Annotated in this window: 20 protein-coding genes; 6 read left to right on the top strand and 14 right to left on the bottom strand. The window is 69.7% G+C overall.

What is annotated here, in order from left to right; translation table 11 throughout:
- Positions 1-11: 11 nt before the first annotated feature.
- A complete protein-coding gene (locus tag CWN80_RS06800; RefSeq protein WP_128277054.1) occupies positions 12-614 on the bottom strand; it encodes a hypothetical protein in 603 nt (200 codons plus the stop codon).
- Positions 615-762: 148 nt separating this feature from the next.
- Here CWN80_RS06800 and CWN80_RS06795 point away from each other — a divergent pair, with 148 nt between their 5' ends.
- On the top strand, positions 763-1,092 hold the full coding sequence (locus CWN80_RS06795; RefSeq protein ID WP_007925730.1) for a hypothetical protein: 330 nt from the start codon (positions 763-765) through the stop codon (positions 1,090-1,092).
- Positions 1,093-1,113: 21 nt separating this feature from the next.
- The gene (locus CWN80_RS06790; RefSeq protein WP_007925731.1) at positions 1,114-1,713 is read left to right on the top strand and encodes a hypothetical protein; all 600 of its coding nucleotides are present in this window, start codon (positions 1,114-1,116) and stop codon (positions 1,711-1,713) included.
- Positions 1,714-2,076: 363 nt separating this feature from the next.
- Here CWN80_RS06790 and CWN80_RS06785 read toward each other — a convergent pair whose 3' ends face one another.
- From CWN80_RS06785 to CWN80_RS06755, 7 genes are all read right to left on the bottom strand, one after another.
- Entirely contained in the window at positions 2,077-2,430 is a 354-nt protein-coding gene (locus CWN80_RS06785) for an abortive infection family protein (RefSeq protein WP_202865227.1), read from the bottom strand.
- On the bottom strand, positions 2,411-3,262 hold the full coding sequence (locus CWN80_RS06780; protein ID WP_128277053.1) for a hypothetical protein: 852 nt from the start codon (positions 3,260-3,262) through the stop codon (positions 2,411-2,413). The genes CWN80_RS06785 and CWN80_RS06780 overlap by 20 nt, the downstream gene beginning before the upstream one ends.
- A 591-nt stretch (positions 3,263-3,853) precedes the next feature.
- A complete protein-coding gene (locus tag CWN80_RS06775) occupies positions 3,854-4,960 on the bottom strand; it encodes a TniB family NTP-binding protein (protein ID WP_007925737.1) in 1,107 nt (368 codons plus the stop codon).
- Positions 4,957-7,275 (bottom strand): DDE-type integrase/transposase/recombinase, encoded by a 2,319-nt coding sequence (locus tag CWN80_RS06770; RefSeq protein ID WP_128277052.1) that lies wholly within the window; start codon positions 7,273-7,275, stop codon positions 4,957-4,959. The genes CWN80_RS06775 and CWN80_RS06770 overlap by 4 nt, the downstream gene beginning before the upstream one ends.
- A gap of 2 nt (positions 7,276-7,277) precedes the next feature.
- Positions 7,278-7,898 carry a TnsA-like heteromeric transposase endonuclease subunit gene (locus CWN80_RS06765; protein ID WP_007925743.1) on the bottom strand — a complete coding sequence of 207 codons (621 nt, stop codon included), beginning with the start codon at positions 7,896-7,898 and terminating at the stop codon, positions 7,278-7,280.
- Between the two features lie 328 nt (positions 7,899-8,226).
- The gene (dnaB, locus tag CWN80_RS06760) at positions 8,227-10,842 is read right to left on the bottom strand and encodes a replicative DNA helicase (RefSeq protein WP_007925744.1); all 2,616 of its coding nucleotides are present in this window, start codon (positions 10,840-10,842) and stop codon (positions 8,227-8,229) included.
- A gap of 360 nt (positions 10,843-11,202) precedes the next feature.
- Positions 11,203-11,478, bottom strand: coding sequence for a DUF2277 domain-containing protein (locus CWN80_RS06755; RefSeq protein WP_007925745.1), 276 nt, complete (start codon positions 11,476-11,478; stop codon positions 11,203-11,205).
- A gap of 94 nt (positions 11,479-11,572) precedes the next feature.
- On the opposite strand from CWN80_RS06755, the gene CWN80_RS15655 reads away from it, so the two are divergent.
- A complete protein-coding gene (locus CWN80_RS15655; protein WP_202865226.1) occupies positions 11,573-12,238 on the top strand; it encodes an MFS transporter in 666 nt (221 codons plus the stop codon).
- 153 nt (positions 12,239-12,391) lie between these two features.
- Positions 12,392-13,021, top strand: coding sequence for an MFS transporter (locus tag CWN80_RS15650; RefSeq protein ID WP_202865225.1), 630 nt, complete (start codon positions 12,392-12,394; stop codon positions 13,019-13,021).
- Positions 13,022-13,048: 27 nt separating this feature from the next.
- On the opposite strand, the gene CWN80_RS06745 is transcribed toward CWN80_RS15650, so the two are convergent.
- From CWN80_RS06745 to CWN80_RS06735, 3 genes are read right to left on the bottom strand one after another with little or no spacing between them, the layout of a single operon-like run.
- Entirely contained in the window at positions 13,049-14,266 is a 1,218-nt protein-coding gene (locus CWN80_RS06745; protein WP_007925746.1) for an MFS transporter, read from the bottom strand.
- A complete protein-coding gene (locus CWN80_RS06740; RefSeq protein WP_007925747.1) occupies positions 14,263-15,306 on the bottom strand; it encodes a LacI family DNA-binding transcriptional regulator in 1,044 nt (347 codons plus the stop codon). Before CWN80_RS06740 ends, CWN80_RS06745 begins: the two co-directional genes overlap by 4 nt.
- Positions 15,307-15,966 (bottom strand): lysoplasmalogenase family protein, encoded by a 660-nt coding sequence (locus CWN80_RS06735; RefSeq protein WP_007925748.1) that lies wholly within the window; start codon positions 15,964-15,966, stop codon positions 15,307-15,309. It abuts the gene before it with no gap.
- Positions 15,967-16,363: 397 nt separating this feature from the next.
- Here CWN80_RS06735 and CWN80_RS06730 point away from each other — a divergent pair, with 397 nt between their 5' ends.
- Positions 16,364-16,852 (top strand): glutathione peroxidase, encoded by a 489-nt coding sequence (locus tag CWN80_RS06730; protein WP_128277051.1) that lies wholly within the window; start codon positions 16,364-16,366, stop codon positions 16,850-16,852.
- Positions 16,853-17,155, top strand: coding sequence for a sulfurtransferase TusA family protein (locus tag CWN80_RS06725; protein ID WP_128277050.1), 303 nt, complete (start codon positions 16,853-16,855; stop codon positions 17,153-17,155).
- 76 nt (positions 17,156-17,231) lie between these two features.
- On the opposite strand, the gene CWN80_RS06720 is transcribed toward CWN80_RS06725, so the two are convergent.
- The 3 genes from CWN80_RS06720 to cmtR form a co-directional block, all read right to left on the bottom strand.
- Positions 17,232-18,674 carry an alkaline phosphatase PhoX gene (locus CWN80_RS06720; protein ID WP_007925751.1) on the bottom strand — a complete coding sequence of 481 codons (1,443 nt, stop codon included), beginning with the start codon at positions 18,672-18,674 and terminating at the stop codon, positions 17,232-17,234.
- Between the two features lie 383 nt (positions 18,675-19,057).
- Positions 19,058-19,660 carry a cadmium resistance transporter gene (locus tag CWN80_RS06715; protein ID WP_007925754.1) on the bottom strand — a complete coding sequence of 201 codons (603 nt, stop codon included), beginning with the start codon at positions 19,658-19,660 and terminating at the stop codon, positions 19,058-19,060.
- Entirely contained in the window at positions 19,657-20,016 is a 360-nt protein-coding gene (cmtR, locus tag CWN80_RS06710; RefSeq protein ID WP_083853642.1) for a Cd(II)/Pb(II)-sensing metalloregulatory transcriptional regulator CmtR, read from the bottom strand. The genes CWN80_RS06715 and cmtR overlap by 4 nt, the downstream gene beginning before the upstream one ends.
- Positions 20,017-20,069: the final 53 nt, after the last annotated feature.

Here is a 20,069-nt window from a genome sequence, read left to right as displayed (position 1 = left end):
CATGGTGGTGCTCACACCGCGCCTGCTGCCCCGATGCCGTCCTCATCGTCCTCGTCGAACATGGGCAGACCCTCATCGGTGGGCTGGAACCCGCCACCCGAGGGGGGCGCACCCTCCAGGTGGTACTCAGGACCCAGGACGAGCTCGCCGGGGTTCCCCTCTCGACGGTCGATGATTGGGGCGACGAAGAGGTCGTCGACCTGGTTGTCGGCAGTAAGGGTGTAGGCCAGCACCCACGACTCCTGGGGCAGAAAGTTGTCGGTGTCGACGGAGAGGATCGCGTCACTACTGCTGAGGATGCGGAAGTGGTTCTCTTCGTCCTTGTGGGCCGACAGCACCCGGTATCGACGATCGCACCCCCGGTCAAAGCTCTGCACCGTGCGGACGCCTCCGTCGCCTGTCAGAAGTCCCAAGCCGACCCGACTGGTGGCGACGGTGACGGCCGCTTGCATCAGCGACCTCGCCAACCCAGATCGTGCCCGCTCTCCCTCCCGAAAAGCGGGATCCTGATCTAGGGCGGTCGTGATGTTGTGTCCCCGGGCGCTGAATTCATCGCGGATCCAGAAGGCCAGTCCGTCGAGACGGTTGCGCTCTTCAGGGGAGAGGTGTGACATACCCATGAGGATATTCCGTCGGATGTCACAGCGCAAGCGTGGTGTCTCGCGCGTGCCTTGAACCCTTGGGTCCTCATGGACGAACGTGATCCACGTCGGTGCGGAAGCACCGTGTCAGACTCCTGCTCCTGGCGATCGTGGTGGTGTGATGGAGCGGTTTGGACGTGAGGCGCTACGTCTGTGGAAGTTGAACACTCCGCAGGCTTTCGATGCCTTGCGCGACCCGGCCGCCTACTTCGCGCACATCGACGCTCACTACGTGGTCGTCCCCGAGCAGTTGGCGCGCGAAGACGCTGATCGTCACGGCGATCGACGCGAGTTGCGGTTCTGGATCGAGCAGCGCAGCCAGTCGCTGATGGAGACGACGCCGCTGCCCCCTGTCGAGGACACCTTCCTCGACGACCTCGGTGACGAGGTCGTCGATCCCCGGCGGCGGTTCCTGCACGACGGCATGCCCCACCGGCCGCACCGGCTGTGAGAGCTGCTGGAGGATCTCACCGTGCCTGCAGCGACCTTCCAGTACCACCTTCAGGCGTCGTACCAGACCCTCCCGCGGGCGGCTTGGGTCGAGCACGCTGGTCCGCGGCGTGACGTGTTCGCGCCTGAGGGTTCCGGCGATCGGGTCCGGGAGAGCAACGGCGGCCAGCCCGAGATCCGCTGCAGGCCCGAAGCGACCGTGCTCACCTTCCCGATGTCTGGCGTTGAGGACGCGTTCCAGGTCCTGGTACAGGCGACTGCCGGCGGGCGGGCATGGGCCAGCGGTGGCTTTATCGACCGTTCCGAGCGTGCCTTGGTGCTGCCCCCGTGGCGTGACGACGGGTCGGACCCCGACCCTGATGCGCTGGCCCTGATGGTGAGTGAGTGCGGCCAGCTGCAGCGGGGCACGGACTTCGTCGTGACAGATCACCGACCCCGCGTCGTGGACTTCCATACCGTCACCTGGATGGCCCACGCCTCGTCCCGGGAGCGAGCGGTCAAACCGTGGCTGCTACTCGACGTCGATGGGGTGCTGCTGCCGTACGGCACCACGACAGACATGATCAGCACCAGTCTGTTGCGCGAACTGGATCTGCTCGCCCAGTCGTACGACTTGGCGTAGGCGACCTCGTGGGGCGCCAGCGCCAACACGCTCCTGCGCGAGACCGGACGTTCACCGTGGCCGGTCGTGCACGGCCTACCCCGCCTGGGAGGAGACCCCGACGGGTACGACACACCCCGGGTGGCCCCCGGTGTTGGACTTCGTCGGCGACCGGCCTTTCGCGTGGGTCGAGGACGAGCTGAGCCGTCACGACGCCGCGGCGCTGGCAGCCGACCACGAGTGCTTGCTGTTACGCCCGAACCCGCGACGTGGCCTTGATCGTGGCCATCTGGACGCCTTGCGGGCTTGGGTCTCGCCCGCACCGTGACGTGTCGACCAGCGATCGAGGGCGAGCGGTTGCCCTGGTTCGGGTTGCAGTGACGGTCACCCTTTCTCGTGTTCGAGTCGGGCGAGCATGTAGTCGGCGACGGTGGCGGCTTCGCGGACGACGAGCATCGCGAGATCTTCAGATACCCCTGATGGCAGGGTCCGTCCGTGGCCGGTGCCTTGGAGGTTGCGTAGCGCGTTGATCTGGTCGGCGATGTTCCAGGTGGACTGGTGGATCGCGCGGATCGCGTTGGCGCCTGGGACGTTCGGGTCGACCTGCTGGGGCAGGACACCGAGGCGTTCGCGGGCGAGGTGCCACAGCTGGTTGTAGTCCATCTTCTCGTTGACCGGGAATCCCATCGTCGGGCGGGCCGGCAGGTTGCGGCTGGGGTCAGGAGACACGACGCTCACCGTGAGCACGGCCTAGTCTCGGGAGGGCGTCGACGGCGACCGTGGCGCTGAGCTGCAGGTGGTGCTGCCACCAGTCGCGCAGGAGCAGTCGGCCTTCGGGGTTCATGTCGTGGTCGAAGGCCAACAGCAGCCGAGGGGCCATCTGGGCGTGTGGTCCACCAGCCGGACGCCCGAGGGTGGCATCCAGCCACACCCAAGCCGCTGCCAGCCTCCCGGCATCGGGCGTGTGTGCCGCAGCGGCCGGCAGTTCCTCGATGACGCCGTGGGGAATCATCTTGACGTTGCGCAGCGCCTCGCGGCGCTCCGCTAGCGGCGGCAGCCCTTCGTCGAGGAGGAAGGCCAGGTGGGCCGCCAGGCGGCGGTAGGTGTCCACGTCTTCGGTGATGTGCTCGGCGAGCCGGGCCACCTGAGGGTTGATCGTGGCTGCGTGCAACGTGTGGATGTCGCGGATCGAGAGGTCGCTGTTCCGGGCCTGGGCGACGAGTGTGGTCAGGGCGACTGCCTCTGCGGTGCGGATGGTGCGGGCCGCTTCGGGCAGCACGAGGGGGTCGTGGTTGCGGCGCATGGTCGTAGGGATGTGCCCGACGTGGATGCCGTGGTCCAGGATCAGGGAGAGCACGGCCTCGCACCCCGTGTGAGCGTCGGGCCATCGCGGCACCAGGTCCCTGGCGGGCAACCACGGGTCGCCCATGATGGCGATCTGGTCGGCGAGGTCACGGGCCGCGGCCTGTGTGGCGGAAGCGGCCCAGGTCAGCGCCAGGGTCGTCGCGCTGATGTACGGCGGCCTGGCAACGACCCGGCCCGGTTGCAGCCCCCAGCGCAGGAAATCCACCACGGCTCCACGCCAGAGAGTGGACTCTCCGGGTAGGAGTGGGGGCCAGTTGGTCCACAACGCGTGCTCGAGTCCGGCCATCAGAGATTCGAGTCGCGTCAGCCGGTCTCGAGCACGCTGGGACTCACCGGCTGAGCAGAGGGTGGCGAGCATCTCTCGGTGGACCGCCTCGATGTCGGGTCCCGGGTGGCTGGGGTGCGGGAAGTAGGCGTCGTGCAGGAAACAGCCGCAGTTGGGGCACAGCACGACAATGTTCAGCCGCGCGGCGACGGTCGCGATCTGGCACTGGGGGCAAGTGGCGGGTTGACCGGCATACCGTCGGCCGGTGCGGGCTCGCTCCGGCGCCATCCCCGGGTAGGCGCCACGCAGGGTCGCTGGCCTCAGCTCGTCCACGGCGGTCGAGGTGAGTGCCGCGACGCGGTGCAGCAGGTCATCCGGGGGCTCTTCCCAGACCCGCGAGTGGACCTGCAGGCCGGTCAGCTCGCGGACGGTGGTGTGGTTCGCGCTGGCGGTGCGTGCCAGAAGGGGCCGCGATGTCCTCGCCGGGTCGCAGGTCTGGACGAGCGGGCAGCGGTGGCGGCGCTGGCTCGATCATGCCGAAGCTCCTGACCTTGGGGCAGCGGTAGCGGAAGGGTCACCGACCGGGGCGGTCGCTCGCCGCCGCGTGGCGTGAGCGTCCGCGTTTCGTCGTTCGGCTAGCGCGGCCAGCGTGACGCCGGCGAGGTGCTTCTCGGTGATGGCCCAGGTTCCGTCCTCGATGGCGGCGGTCGTGGCGTCGCGCAGCAGCTGGAGCAGGTCGCGGTGGTAGCCGGCGCTGCGTTCGAGCCAGATGTGTGGCAGTTCCTTCCAGATGTGGTCGGGCCGACCGGCCGGAAGGTAGGGCTGGGCGTGCTTCGCACACTCACGCAGGAACTGTTGGAAGGCCAGCCTGTCGGCCTTCGTGGTGCCCGAATAGGGCGCGACGGGGATCTCGTAGGCCCGCCCGGTCACCTGCGGGTCGTCCATGACCGGATGTGTGTGCAGATTCGCGCCGGCGAGGATGACGGTAGCCCCGAGCTCGCCGACAGCGGTGACCACGGCTTTGAGGTGGTCCAGCGCCTCGCGGCCCAGTTTCAGTGAGGTTTTCAGCAGGTGCAGGTCGTCTACGATCAGCAGGCGGACACCGTGTCGTTCGAGGAGGTCGAGGTAGCGCACGCGTTTCTCGACACCGGGCGGGTAGCCCAAGGCCTGGACGATCTGCGCGTTGAACTTCGCCACCGTCGTGCCGGCCGCCAGGGACAGGAAGAGGACGGGCACGTGGTCGACCTCGAGGTTCTCGACTCTGCGTCCGGTGATGGTGCGGGCGGTGGTCGCGGGACGGACATCCGGGTTGGTGTGCGGGGCGACCAGGCGTCGGTGCGCCTCGAAGGCGACTTGGTAGAGCATCGTGGACTTGCCCAGAACGTTGTCGCCGGTCACGATTGCCACGTCCTTGGTCCCGGTCAGCGACTGCGCGTTGCCCTCGATCAGGGCAGTCAGGCGCTGCCGGATGCCGCGGTCGCGGTCGGAGTCGAAGTAGCGGCCCGCCAGGAAGCGGCGCACCTCGCTCGCGCGGGCGCGTCGCTGGCCGGACATGCCGTGGGCCTCGCAGGTGGTGATCATCGGCGGTGGCCCGATCGGCGGAGTGAAGGCCAGGGAGTGAAGCAGGTCGGCCTTCATTCTTGCTCCTCCAAGTTCGACCAGTCGGCGGCGTCGGTCTCCCAGGGCGCCCTGGTCGTCTTCGCCGGCGGTGCGGGGCGCGACCGCGGGCGCGGCGCCCCGCCGGTCGATGGGGTGCGGCCGCCGGCGGCGGAGGCGGCCTCGCCGTGGTCGTGCTTGGACTGGCCCGAGCGCATGGCGGCGGCGGTGAGCATGTTGCCGTGCCAGTCCGCCAGGTCCGGGTCCCCCCGCAACCGGTCGTACCCGTCAGCCGTGTTCAGGGTGGTCAGGACCTCTTCCTCGATGCTGTCGCGAGAGAGGTCTCGGTAGGCGCCGCGCTTCTTCATCAGGCCTTTCGCATGCCGCAACGTCAACCCGGTCATCGGTGCCCGCAACTCGTGCTCCCGGCGCCACGGCACCCGGATGATCCGGTCGGTGTCGGGGTGACGCAGCCAGTACGCCGAGACATCCCGAGGGTCGTAGTAGAACGGCGCCGCCTTCGCTCCGGCCCGGGCACGCTGATCACCGGTGTGCCCCGTTTGGTCAGGTGAGCGGAAGGTCCAGTCCCGCACGTTGCGGAACTCATCCAGCTCTCGGCAGTCGTAGTACAAGTCGTCGAACTCGACGCCGTTGGCGCCGATCTGGCCCCACCGGATGGGCATCGCGTCGTAGATCAGGTCCGCACGCTGGAGCACGTGGATGCGCCCCTGGGCGGCCATCAGGCTGTCGTAGACGTCCAGTGGGGTCAGCCTCATCCGGGCATCCTCGGCAGTGATGCTCTTGTCGGCCAGCACCAGGCTGGAGTGCGGGCTGCGGTGATATGTCGTGGCGATCCACTCCCGGATGTGCCGCTCCAGTTCCCGCGGCGTCAGCGCCGGGGCACCGCCGTGGAAGACCGGCTGACCGGCCTTGTCCAAGGTGATACGCCCGACCTTCGAGCCCCGCTCGGATACGTTGTGGCCCTTGTACCCAGGCGCGGCCTGGAAACAGGCCTGCAGGGTCTCCCAGAAGCGCTCCATGACCGCGTTGTCGGTCGGGTGCGCACCACGGGAGAGCAGCAAGTTGATCCCGAACTGGCGACACAACGCCCGAAAATGGGTCCCGGTGAAAATGCTGCCCCGATCCGCTCGGATCGCATCCGGCAGTACACCGGGGATGCCGTGCTCACCGACCAACGGCCGGCCCGCGAGCCCATCGATGCGTTCGGCTTCGGCCAGTGCATGCGGGAACAACCCGATGTGCTCCGGGACCCCGGCCCACCGCCAGTCATCCACCCGGGCCGGATCCACCGCCAGGCTGTAGGGCCGCAGGATGTCGACCAGCAGCAGGCCAGCCTCGAACCCGGTCGGGCTGCGGGGGAAGACCCTCGTCCCCACGATCACCCGGCTGGCCAGGTCGATCGCCGTCATCACCTCCACGCTGACCGCGGACCCGGTGAACGGGTCGAAGCAAAAGTTGTCCGCGCGGGTGACATCGATCGCCACCACCTGCCCCACACCGACCGTCGCGAACGACGAATACGAGGCAGTGGTCCGCAGCTTGTTCGTCTTGTGCGCCCGCGTCGTGCGTCCCAACGGCTTGACCACGTGCGCGATGTACCTGCGCAGCGTGTCCCGAGGCAGCTCCTCCATCACGAAGCCGTCCGCACTGAGCTTGGACAGGACCTGGCGGTAGATGTCCTTCTGCCGCTTTGCGGACTCCGTCCCGTCGAACCGGCCCACGACCCCCTTGCACACGTCCTTGATCTCCTCGTCCAACGAGTCGAACTGCGACCGGCCCTTCCGGCTGCGGCCATCGACCAGCTCGAACAGTCCCCCCGGTTCCCCGAAGTAGTCCCGGTGCCAGTTCCGGATGGCGTTGGCCGTCGGGGACCCGATCCGACCTGGCCGCGTCGAGCGGCCTGCCTCACGGTCACGACGGGCCTGACGATCCTGATCGTCCTCGGCTGCCAGCTGCTCGACCATTGCCGCGAGCTTGCGAGCCAGCGAGATTCCGTCTGCCGGATCGAACGGCCAGAATGGCTCACCCTCGCGCGCCAAGGCACGATGTCCCCGCGCGAAGCCCGTCTCGACGGTCAGGACGATCTCCTCGCGGTCGAGCGCCAACTGGCGCGCGGCCTCGCGGACGCTCTCGAACTTGTGCCGGAAGGGCCCCGCCACGGCGTCAACGCGGCCATCAAGCATCCCCACGGCCACCTCGAGGTCCTCGAACCGAATGTCGAGAACTTCGCCGTGGATGGTCTCGACGCGCACGCTCAGCGGGCGGACACCCACCACCAGCAGCGGGCGGCCATCTTCACCTTGGATGGTCGCGCCGTCGTGCAGCGCGACTCGCACGCTCACGACCGTCCCGCCCAGACCACGGGAGTGTCTTCGCTCCACCGGTCGGCAAGGTCCAACTCGACGTCGCCCCGCCAAGCCAGGTGCCACAGTGTCGACAACAGATAGCCGCCCTCATCGGCTGCGGCGATGTCCCCGAAGGTCGCGCCGGCGCCGTGGGTGATTTCGCGTAGGCGTGCCGTCGCGGCTGGCATCCACGGCTGCTGTCTGCGGGCCATCGACAGCCACCGCAGGTTGACCTCCTCCGCGCCAGAGAGTCCGGGAAAGACCCGGTGCCTCCACCCGCGGGTGGTGCACGCCTTAGCAGTCTTCTCGACCTTCCAGTTGAAGTCGATGTCCTGTAACTCGGCCGGGCGCGCATCCCACACCGTCACCGACCCGTCGACGCGCACGCTGAGCAGGTCGGGATAGTGCGACTTCTTCGGTGACCACCGAAGGAGGAACGGTTGGGCCACCAGCCACGAGACGTCCAGGTCGCGGTCGAGCATCATCATCAACTGATGCTCCAGGCCCGACTCCAGTGTCAGATCGTCCCCGATTGTCATCGAGAAGGCATGCACCGGAACATTCCGCGAGTACGTCGAGGAGCGAACCTTGCGGACCGACCCCAGCTGCCGCACATCTGGAGGTCCAGCACCCCAGTCCCAGCCAGAGACGACCTGTCCTTCCACAGCGAAGGACCACTCCGGGTCCGAAGATTGAGTTTCCGGCACCGCAACATCTACAGTGGACACAACGACTCCTCCTGCCACCCAGCCAAGGGATCAGGTAGTTGTTCACGAGGGCGTCCCGGGCCAACGGGACGCCCTCGAACTTTGTCTGCACAGCGACACTACCGAACGCTGGCGCTCCATTACCACGCCGTAGGCAAAACTCCTAACGACACGCCGCAATTGCCCGTAAACAATGTACAGAGCCGCTTGTACAAACTAGGCCCCCTCTCTACAACTAGAAGCCGGCCGAGTCCTTCGCCAGGTTCGAGAACCGCGCATAGTGCCCTTGGAAGCCGAGCACGATGTCGGCGGTCGGACCATTGCGGTGCTTGGCGACGATGACGTCGGCCTCCCCTTCGCGCTCGGACCCCGGGTCGCGATCGCGGTGGAGAAGTATAACCAAGTCTGCATCCTGTTCAATAGAGCCCGATTCTCTCAGGTCACTCATCGCCGGACGCTTGTCGGTGCGCTGCTCGGGGCCACGGTTCAGCTGCGAGATCGCGATGACCGGGACCTGCAGCTCCTTGGCCAGGAGCTTGAGCGCACGGGAGAACTCGGAGACCTCCTGCTGGCGGGACTCGACCTTCTTGCCGGAGGTCATCAGCTGCAGGTAGTCGATGACGATGAGCTTGAGGTTGTGCTGCTGCTTGAGGCGCCGCGCCTTGGCGCGGATCTCCATGAGCGCTAGGTTGGGTGAGTCGTCGATGTAGAGCGGGCTGTCGCTGATCCGGCCGACGACGCGGGAGAGCTTGCGCCAGTCGGGGTCGCTCATCTTGCCGCGGCGCAGGTGCTGCAGCTGGATGCTCGCCTCCGCGGCGAGCACACGCATGGTGATCTCGCTGCGGCTCATCTCGAGGGAGAAGATCGCGGTCGCCATCTGGTGGTGGATCGCCGCCGCGCGGGCGATGTCGACACCCAGCGTCGAGTTGTGCGTCGGGATCATCGAGCGACCAGCCAGGTAGAGGTGGGCCGGGTTGTCGACCTCTACGCAGCGCACGGGTACAGACTCGATGGGACGCACGTCCGTGATGAAGCGGGAGTTGCGCCGCTGGAAGGTGCGCGACCGCAGGTCCTTGTGGCGAATCGCCTTGCGCTCGAGCCAGAAGACGTCCTCGTCCGCGCTGAAGGTCAGCGTGTAGGCGATCGACGACCCCTGGCTGCGACCATGGACGGCCTTTTCGCTGACCCCGAAGCGGTAGCCCAGCCCGGCCACGAGGTCGCGCACATCCCCCATCAACCGTGCCGAGGTCGAGGTGAACTGGACGCACCCGACGTTGGTGACCGTGCCATCAGTGTCGAGCAGGCCCGCCAGGAGCGCGCGCCGCTGCTCCTCGGACGCCCTGAGGTAGTCCATCGGGATGTGCTTGTCGCCGAGCACACCGATCTTGCGCAGCAGCGCCTGCACCGTGCCGTGGTCGTTGTGGCACTCCTGGCACCGCCGCCTGCCCGACGACGGACGACCGCAGTCGGGGCACGTGGGGTCCGCCATGCGGGGCGTCCCCTTCGACTTGCCACCGCACGAGCGACCGCACGTCTTCACCTGTGACGTGTGCGGGACGAACTCGGCACCGCAGACCACGCACTCTCGCACCGCCACGTCCTCGACGGGCAGCCGGAGGGAGTAGCGCATGGCCGCGCTGGTCTTCGTCACCACGAGCCCCTGGCCCTCCAGGTAGGTGACGATCTCGGGGTCGTCAGTGGTGAACATCGCGCAGTCGCTGGTGCCATCTCCGAGCCAGGCACCGAGGACGTAGGGCGAGAGCGCAAGATCCGCCGCGGGCAGCTCGAGCGGCTGGGCCAGCGCGACAGAGTGGTTGAGGCGCGCGTCCTTGGTCGCGGTGCGGATGGTGGCCGCGATCTCCTCGGTGGTGCGGACCTCGGCGAAGGTGCGCTGGTTCTTCGTGCCGTTGCGCCCGTCGCGGGCGGCCTGGAAGGACTTGCGCGACGCGTGGGTGTCCGTCAGCCACTGATGCTGCGCATCCGCAACGATCACCGAGCCGTCCGAGAACTCGACCTCATAACAGGGGCGGTCGGTCATGACCTCCGTCGCGGCGACGACAGTCGTCGCCCGGCCCTCGGCGTCGATGAGCTGGTCACCGACGGCGACCTCGCCCATGGTCGTCCAGCCTGTCGGTGTGGGCAGCGCGGTGTCGAGGGCGAGCGCCTTGCCGATGGCCGGCCTGGCCGCGATGACGACCATCTGGCCCGGGTGCAGACCGTGCGTCAGCTCGTCGAGGTCGGTGAAGCCCGTCGGCACACCGGTCATCTCGTCGGTGCGACCGGCGGCGACCTCGATCTCGGTCATCGTCTCGTTGAGCGTGTCCCACAGGGGGGCGTAGTCCTCGCCGCCACGCTTCTCCGCGACGGTGTAGACCTCGGCCTGAGCCTGGTTGACGATGTCCTCGACGTCGCCGCCGCCCTGGGCGTAGCCCATCTGGACGATCTTGGTCCCGGCCTCGACGAGGCGCCGCAGCACCGCCCGCTCGGCGACGATCTGCGCGTAGTACCCGGCGTTGGCCGCGGTCGGCACCGACTGGATGAGGTCGTGCAGGTACGCCTGCCCGCCCGCGCGCTGCAGGTCGCCGCGCTTGCTCAGCTCGTCGGCGACGGTGATCGCGTCGGCCGGCTCGCCGCGGCTGTAGAGGTCGATGACCGCGTCGAAGATCAACTCGTGCGCCGGCCGGTAGAAGTCGTGCCCGCGCACCGCCTCACCGACGTCGGCGATCGCGTCCTTGGAGAGGAGCATGCCGCCGAGGACGGACTGCTCGGCGCCGACGTCCTGCGGCGGGAGCCGGTCGGCGGGCGGCCCGGACGCGTAGCCGTCGGTGTCCCCGTAGCTCCTCGCGCCCATGTCAGTCGTCGTCACCGCGTCGCCCTCCGTGTGCCTGCCCCGGACCCCGACGAAGGGGGGGGTCCGCACGCCCCGTCGAGGGGACGTCAGAGCAGGGTCGCACCCGTCGCCGACAACGCCAAACGGCCCTGTGGACAGTGCTGTGGACGGGGTGTGGACGACGCGCCATGCCACTGTGCACAGTCCGTGGACAAGTCTGTGGATCTCCCTCACACCCCGACGGCGACACCCCATCTGACCTGCGAGGATGCGGCGCGAAGCGTGTGGACCCGCAAAAAAATGCCGACCGGCAATCCACAGGCAACGACACGCCATAGGCCACAGATGACCCCCTTCGCGCAAGCTCGGAGCGCCCGGCGGTCAGCCGGTGCGCCCGTAGCGGATGCGGGCCCGCTCCCGGGCCTTCTCCGCCTCGAGCTCGCGGTCCTTCGGCGGGGCATTCGTCACGAGGTGGTCGAGCAGGTGCTGGGTCACCTGGGCGATCTCCTCGACGGCCTCGTCGAAGGCGGCCTGGTTGGCCTGGCTCGGCTTCGTCGACCCGCTCACCTTGCGCACGTACTGGAGGGCGGCGGCGCGCACCTCGTCAGTCGTGGCCGGGGGCTCGAAGTTGTGCAGCTGTCGGATGTTTCGGCACATGCCACCCAGTCTCCTCCTGCGGACCGACAGGGACACGCCCTTCGCGGTCAAGAGCATTTGGCCGCTGTCGGTGGCCTGGCGGACCATGGAGGACATGCCCACCACCGCGGCGGCGCCGCACCCCGTGACCACCCCTGCCCAGACGACGCTGATCCTGCGCGTGCTGACGGTGGCCACCTTCGTCGTGATCCTCAACGAGACGATCATGAACAACGCCATCCCGCGGCTCATGGACGACTTCCACGTCACCGAGACGTCGGCGCAGTGGCTGACGACCGCCTTCATGCTGACGATGGCCGTCGTCATCCCGATGACCGGCTGGCTCATGCGTCGACTGGCGACGCGGCGCACCTTCGCCGTGGCGATGGGTCTCTTCACCGTCGGCACGACGATCGCCGCGGCCGCCCCGAGCTTCGAGGTGCTCGTCGCCGCCCGCGTCGTGCAGGCGGGCGGCACCGCGGTGATGATCCCGCTGCTCATGACCACCCTCATGGACCTCGTGCCCGTCGCCGACCGCGGCCGCACGATGGGCAATGTCTCGCTCGTCATCGCCGTCGCCCCCGCGATGGGCCCGGCCGTCTCCGGGGTCCTGCTCGAGCTCGGCACGTGGCGCCTGATCTTCATCGCCGTGCTGCCGATCGCCGCGGCCTCCCTCGCCCTCGGCCTGCGCCTGCTGCCCGACACCGGCGAGCGCGAGGACAGCCGCCTCGACCTGCCGAGCGTCGCCCTGGCGGTCGTCGGCTTCGGCGGCATCGTCTAAGGTCTCTCGGGCCTCGGTGGCGGCCACGGCGGCGAAGGGGGTCCAGCTCCCGAGCCCGTCGTCGACCCCCTCCTCGCGGCCGGCATCGCAGCCCTCGCCCTCGCGGTCTTCGCCTGGCGACAGCTGACCCTCGCCCGCACCGGCGACCCGCTCATGGACCTGCGGGCCTTCCGCCACCGCAGCTTCACGGGCGCCTTCGTCACGATGTGCCTCGGCTTCGCCGCACTCATCAGCTCGGTCATCCTGCTGCCGATCCACCTGCAGCGCGGGCTCGGCCTGAGCACCCTCGACACCGGGCTGCTGCTCATCCCGGGCGGCCTGGCCATGGGCCTGCTCGGGCCGTCGATCGGACGGCTCTACGACCGCATCGGCGCCCGACCCCTCGTCGTCCCCGGCGCGGTCGGCATGACCCTGTCGCTGACGCTCTTCGCCGTGCTGCTGCCGCACGTCGGCATGTGGACCGTGCTCATCCTGCACGTGCTGCTCAGCCTCTCGCTCGCGCTGCTCTTCACCCCGCTCTTCACCGCGGGCCTGGGCTCGCTGCCGCACTCCCTGCACGCGCACGGCTCCGCGCTGCTCGGCTCCTCCCAGCAGGTCTTCGGGGCGGCCGGCACGGCGACGAGCATCGCCGTCATGACGCTCGTCGCGGGCGCCGACCCGACGACGGCGGAGCGCACCTCGGGCGTGCAGGCGGCCTTCGTCATGCTGGCCGTCGCCGCCGCGGTGACCATCGGCACCTGCCTCATGGTGAGCACGCCGGCCGAGGACCCGGCGGACGAGTAGCCGCGGAGGTGCGGACTCCCGGGCCGGTCAGCGCAGCCCGGGCGCGAGCGACGGCGTGCGTCGCAGCAGCGCGGCCAATGCCATGACGAGCACGAGCAGCGCCACCGAGAGGGCTACCGACCCCGCCCACCCGGCGCGCGTCCACGCGGCGCCGGAAACGGTGCCGAAGACCGCGGACCCGAGGTAGTACGTGAAGAGGTACAGCGAGGCCGCTTGGCCGGCGCTCGTCCCGCCGAGGTGGGCCCGCAGCGGCACCCAGCCGCTCGCGATGCCGTGCACCGCGAAGAAGCCGACGACGAGCAGCCCCATCCCCACGACGACGAGCGACAGCACGTCGGGCAGCGTGAGCAGTGCCCCGACGATCGCGACGGCCGCCCCGATCGGGATGACCGTTCGCCGCCCGTGACGGTCGGCGAGGTCGCCGAACCACGTCGAGCTGACCGTCCCCAGCGGGTAGACGAGGAAGACGAGGCTCGCCGCACCGATCCCCAGCGCGAAGGGGGGATCCGCCAGCCGGAAGCCGATGGTGTTGAAGAGTGCGACCATCGCCCCGAGCGAGCAGCCGCCGATGGCGTAGAGGGCGAGCAGCGCCGGGTCCGACAGGGCCCGGCGGGTCATCGCCGCCAGCGCACGCGGGTTGCCCGGCGCCGGCTCGAAGCCCCGCGAGACCGGCAGCGCGAGCCGCACGAGGACCGCGCACGCCAGGCCGACGAGCACTGTTGCGGCGATACCCCAGCGCCACCCGCCGCCCAGCTCCGCGCCGAATCCGGAGACGAGTCGGCCCGACATCCCGCCGAAGGCCGTGCCCCCGACGTAGAGCCCGGCGGCGCGCCCCTGGCTCGAGGGGTGCAGCTCCTCGCGCAGGTAGGCCGTCGCGACCGCGGGCAGCCCGGCGAGCGCGAAGCCGTCCGCAAAGCGCAGCGCGAGCAGCGCCTCCCAGGTCGGCGCGAGCGCCGAGGCGAAGCCGATGACGACCGAGGCCCCGAGCGATAGGTGGATCAGGCGGGTGCGTCCGACGACGTCGGAGAGCGGACCGGCGATGAGCAACCCGGCGCCGATGCCGAACATCGCCAGCGACACGCTGAGGGTCGAGGCACCCGTCGAGACGTCGAAGTCGCGCCGCAGGTCCGGCAGCAGTGCCTGCGTCGAGTACAGCAGGGTGAAGGTCGCGAGTCCCGCCGCGAAGAGCGACCAGACGATCCGCCGGTAGCCGCTGCTGCCCGGCAGGTAGCCCTCGTGCCTCACGCCGACCCCCGGACCATCCGCGCGGGGATGTTGTGCCGGGTGACGACCTGCACCCCCGACGCGAGTGAGGTCGGCGCCCCCGGGACCAGCCGGTGGTGCTGGAGCACAGCGGTGATCGCGGCGCGCGCGTCCTCGCGCAGGTCGTGGTGGAGCACGAGGTCGATCTCGCCCGTGCGCAGCAGCCCGAGGTTGTCGGCGTCGAGGTCGTGCCCGACGTAGACCGAAGGGGGGACCCTCTTCGCGCGGAGCGTCGCGAGTATCGCCCGGTTGGCGCCTCCGACGGAGTACACCCCGAGGGGTGCCGTGACATCCTCGAGCTCGGCGGCGACGACGGCCGCGGTCGCAGCGTCGAGCCCGTCGGCATCGGCGACCCGGCGCACCTCGACGTGCGGTGCGGTGGCGCTCATCTGCTCGACGAAGGCCTCGACCCGGGTCCGCTCCCCCACGAAGGAGGAGCGGCTCAGCGTGACGAGGACGCTCGCGAGATCGCCTCTGCCCCAGTGCTGCACGAGGTGCGCGGCGGTGCGGCCGGCCGAGACGTGGTCCGGCCCGGCATAGGCGATGCGCCGCGATCCGTGCACGTCGGTGACGAGGGTGACCGCGGGGATCCCGCGGTCGGCGAGGTCGTCGATCGCGGCCGCGACGGCCGGCTCGTCGGGGACCTTGAGGAGCACGGCGTGGCTGGTGCGCCCCCTGCGCCCGATGCCCTCGAGCGTGGCGACGACATCGTCGACCGTGCCCGACTCCCGCAGGTGGTAGCGGGCGCGCACGGCGGCCGGCCGCAGCCCGCTCAGCTGGGACTCCAGCGCCGCCGTGACCTCTCCGCTGAAGCGGTCGGGAGCCTGCATGACGACGTCGAGGACGAGCGAGCGGGCCCCGAGGCGCAGGGCGCTCGCCTGCCGGTCGAGCTCGGCGACCGCCTGCTCCACCGCGCGGACGGCGCGGGGACTGGCACCCGGCCGACCGTGGAGGACCCGGTCGACGGTGGCCTCGGACAGGCCGGCCTGCTCGGCGATGTCGGCGACGCGGTGGCTGCGCACTCAGCCCCGCAGCGGTCGGGCCGCCCGGTCGTGGTGCGCGATCGAGGCGACGAGGAGGAACTGGGCGAACACATAGGTGAGCATGACGAGCACGCTGTGGAGGGGCAGCTCGACCCCATCGAAGGTGCGCAGCGCGATGAGCCCGTCGGAGACGAGGAAGACCACGGCGCCGACCGTCGCGACCCGGTCGAGCCCGGTCGCGAGGACGGCCATGGTGACGATGGCGGCCCCGTAGACGAGGACCGGCCAGATCGCTCCCGTACGCAGCGCGGTGAAGACCAGCACGGCGAGCATCGCCACGACATAGGGGGCGACGAGGACCGGTCGGGTGCGCGCGATGCTCCGGTCGACGAAGGGCAGGAAGGCTGCGGCATAGGCGATCTGGGCGAGCAGGAAGGGCACGACCATCGCCCAGAAGCCGGCGTCGCTGCCGTCGTCGAAGAACCGCGGGAGCGTGTCGCCGAGCCACGAGAGGCCGAGCGCCGCGAGGGCCAGACGCGCGAGCTGCGACTTCGGGTCCGGGGTGGTGGTCCACAGCAGCCACGCGAGCACGGGCATGAGCAGCACCTGGGTGAGGTCGGCGAGCACACCCCCCGGAGCGACGCCCTGCGCGGCCAGGTGGACCAGAGTGACGACCACGAGGGCGGCGAGCGCAGGCATGGCCCGAGCCTACGGCCGCATCGGTCCCTGAGGAGGGCCCCCGGGCCCGTCTCGAAGGGCCCCTGAGAAGGGCCCCCCGGGCCCGTCTCGAAGGGCCCCTCCCTTCGAGACGCTCGGCCGTGGACGGCCTCACTCCTCAGGGAGCGGGGGGCAGTCGGCCGAGGACGGCCTCACCCCCAGGGAGCGGGGGGCAGTCGGCCGTGGACGGCCTCACTCCTCAGGGAGCGGAGGACGGACACACGGCGGCAGGCGGCAGGGCGAAGGGGATGGCTGCGCACATCAAGCCGAAGTCGAGAACGGCAACGGCACCAGCGGACCAGGCAGGACTTCGGCGGGCGCAGCCGTCCCCCTTCGCCCCGCCCACCCGGGGACCGAGGGACGGGCATATCGTCGAGTCATGAGCCTCCTCGACGCCCCCCTCGCCCGCCTCGACGGCACCCCCGGCACGCTGCGCGACCTCACCGGCGGCCGACCGGCGCTGCTCGTCAATGTCGCGAGCAAGTGCGGCCTGACCCCGCAGTACGCGGCCCTCGAGGCGCTGCACGAGGAGTACGCCCCGCAGGGGTTCACCGTCGTCGGGCTGCCGTGCAACCAGTTCGGCGGGCAGGAGCCGGGCACGGCCGAGGAGATCGCCGAGTTCTGCTCCGCCACCTACGGCGTGACCTTCCCGATGAGCGAAAAGGTCGAGGTCAACGGCCCCGGCCGCCACGCCGTCTACGCGGCTCTCGTCGACACCCCGGACGAAGGGGGCGAGAGTGGCGACATCCGGTGGAACTTCGAGAAGTTCGTCATCGACGCCGACGGCACGCCCGTGGCGCGCTTCAGCCCGCAGGTGGCGCCCGACGACGAGCGGGTCGTCGCCGCCCTTCGCTCCGCCATCGGCTGAGTGCACGCACCCGACGAGCCCGTCGCGCGGATCGACGGCGGGGACCTGTCGTGCGCGCGGCTACTCATCCTGCTGCGTGCGCGGGTCGCCGACCTGCCCCCCGGCAGCATCGTGCACCTGAGCACGACCGACCCGGTTGCGCCCATCGACCTGCCGGCGTGGTGCCGGCTCACCGGCCACGGGTACCTCGGCGTCGCCGAGCCCGGGCCGCCCCCGGTCTACGGGGTGCGGGTGGGGGCCAGCCCGGTCGAGACGCGACCGGACCGGCCCTGGCACCCCATCGACCCCACGATTTCCGGGTGACCCGAGAAACCCGCGGTTCGCAAGGGTTTGAAACTCTTGCGAACCGCGGGTTTCTCTTGCTGAGCGCGAAGGGGGGTCAGCCGCGAGCCGACTCCCGCGCGTTGGACGGACGACCCCACGGCCCGGTGATCGCAAAGGTGCGACCGGGGTCGCCCTGGATGTTGGCGAAGAGGGTCGTGCCCGCGGCGTCGAAGGTCGGGCCGGCCCACTCGCTGTCGTCGACGAGGTTGAGCGCGAGACGGTAGGCCGTGCCCTGGTCGGTGACGCCGATGAGCTGCGAGGCGCCCTCGCCGTCCTCGGCGAGGACGAGCCCACCGTGGGGCGAGACGGTGATGTTGTCCGGGCCGTCGACGCCGGCGCCGTCCTCGTTGACCGCGAAGATCGTCGTGAGCCTGATCGTCTGCTTGCGGGGGTCGAAGAACCACACCTGGCCGTCGTGCTCGTGGAGCGAGCCGTCGTCGCTGCGGGCATAGCTCGAGACGACATAGACGCCGCCGTCGCCCCACCACTGACCCTCGAGCTTGCGCGCGCGGGTCACCTCGTCGTCGGCGAGCTGCTCACGGATCGGGGTCTCCCGGGCGTCACGGTCGGGGACCTCGACCCAGCGCACGGTGTAGGTGGTGTTGGTCTTCGTCGCCTTCGACAGGTCAGTGACGTGGGCGCCGTTGCGCTCGAAGGCGACGAGCGCCTCGAGGGTGCCGACCTCGACGGCGCCGTCGGCCGCGAGCGCGTGGAGTGCGCCCTTGCCCTGGCGGTAGCCAGCGGGCGGGGTCCAGCGGTAGAAGAGTCCGTTGGGCTCGTCGGCGTCCTCGGTGAGGTAGATCCGGCCGGTCGCCTCCTCGACAACGGCGGCCTCGTGCTCGAAGCGCCCGAGGAACTTCAGCGGGATGTTGGCCTTGCCGATGTTGGCCGCCTGGCTGGTCGGGTCGACCTCGAAGACGTAGCCGTGGTCCTGCTCGAAGGTGTAGCTGACGCCATCGTCCTCGTGGGTACCGGCGCGCTCGTCGGTCTCCTCGCAGGTCAGCCACGTGCCCCACGGCGTGATGCCGCCGGCGCAGTTGTCGACGGTGCCGGCCACGGAGGTGTAGTGCTCGAGCACGGTGTTGTCGGCGTCCACGACGAGGGTGGAGGTTCCCCCCTTCGCCCCGCGGTCGTAGACCAGTCCGTCGACGTGCGGGACGGCGCCGTCGTCGGCACCACCGATCTCGTGGTTGCAGACGATCGTCGAGCCGCCGCCAGCACGGGCGAAGGCACCCATCGCGTCCTGACTGCCGGCCACGGCGTAGCCGCCGACCGTGGTCGTGCCGGACTCGGCGAGGACCGTGTAGCTGAAGCCCTCCGGCAGGGCGAGCAGCTCACCGGCCGGACGAAGGGGGCCGTAGCCGGCGGCCAGGCGGGTGGTCTGCGCGGCGGTGGCGTGCGCGGCGAAGGGGGCCGAGCTGCCGGCGACGAGCAGGCCGAGGGCGCCGGCGGAGCCGCCGAGCAGGGTGCGGCGGTCGATGGGGGCTGGGGTGGACATGGGGACTCCTGGGATCGGTCGAGGGGACGCGCCGTAGTCCAGCAAGCAGGCGTTCGCCCGGGGCGACCCTCACGGGTCCCCCGGGCGAACGGTGGGTGAAACGTCGGCCGCGCTCAGGCGGCGAGCAGCTTGTCGAGCTGGCTGACCGCGGACGTCGAGCCCTCGACGACGCCCATGTCGAGCACCTTCTGCATGTCGTCGGCGGACTCCCACGTGGAGGTGTTGACCATGCGTGTGGCTTCGTTCGCTTGGTGGCGGGGTTTTTGCAGCGCTCCGTGGCGGTCTTGTTGCCGCGATCACGCAGGACTGGCTGCAGGTAGGTGTCGCGGTCTGAACCGAGAGGGGTGCGCCCGGTCGGGGCCGTTTGGATCGCTGCCGCTACGTCAGAGTCCGAAGGCTCCGCCGCTGACGAGGATCACGATGCCGAGGCCGATGAGAACGATGGGGAAGAGGATGTGCTCCCAGCGTTCGAGCACTTCGGCGATCGGGGGGCGGGTGGCGACGAACTTCGCCAGGGCCACCAGGACCGCGACGAGCGCGAGGAAGACGATGCAGTAGGCGACTACTGCGAGAGGTTCCACGCTGAGGAAGACAGGGGTGTAGACGCCGATGTTGTCGCCGCCGTTGGCAAGGGTGACGCCTGCGACTGTCCACACGCCGACCTTCTTGCCGGCAACCTTGGCCTCGTCGTCATCGTCGTCATCGTCTCCGCGCCAGGCCTGCCATGCGGCCCAGAGGCCGAGGCCCAGAGGGATGAGACCGAAGTACGGGATGGCTGCCGAGGGCAGGAATGCTCCGGCACCGATGGTCACCAGGACCGCGGCACCGAGGATGCCGACGAATCCGAGGTACTGGCCGGCCAGAATGCGGGCTGTAGTGCCGCGCTGGCCTGCCCCTCGCGCGAAGAAGAGGGAGAGCACGATGATGTCGTCGATGTTGGTCGCTGCGAACAGGCCCATCGCCTGCAAGACCGAGGTGAGGATCATGCGCCCTCCCCAGCTGCGTCGCATCCGGGAAGCGAGCAGGCGGGATCGATGCACGGGGCGTCTGCGTCCACTGCCAGGGTGGCATCGACCAGTGCCGTCAGCGCCTGCGCCAGGTGCGAATCGGCGATCTCATATCGTGTCCGACGACCCTCGGGCTCGGAGACGACGATCCCGCAATCGCGCAGGCATGCCAGGTGGTTGGACACGTTCGGGCGTGTCAGGTCCAGATCTCGGGCCAGTTCCGCCGGGTAAGCGGGATGGTCGAGCAGGGTCAAGATGATCCGGGATCGAGTGGGGTCGGCCAGTGCACGACCCAGGCGGTTCATCACGTCGAGACGCGAAGCAATAGTCAGCATGGACTGAACTATACAGCGCGCACTGAACACTCGGTCACAGGCGTCAGCCCAGA

The sequence above is a fragment of the Janibacter hoylei PVAS-1 genome (assembly GCF_004025845.1).
GTDB classification, from domain to species: domain Bacteria; phylum Actinomycetota; class Actinomycetes; order Actinomycetales; family Dermatophilaceae; genus Janibacter; species Janibacter hoylei.
This window is presented reverse-complemented; position numbering and strand designations above follow the sequence as displayed.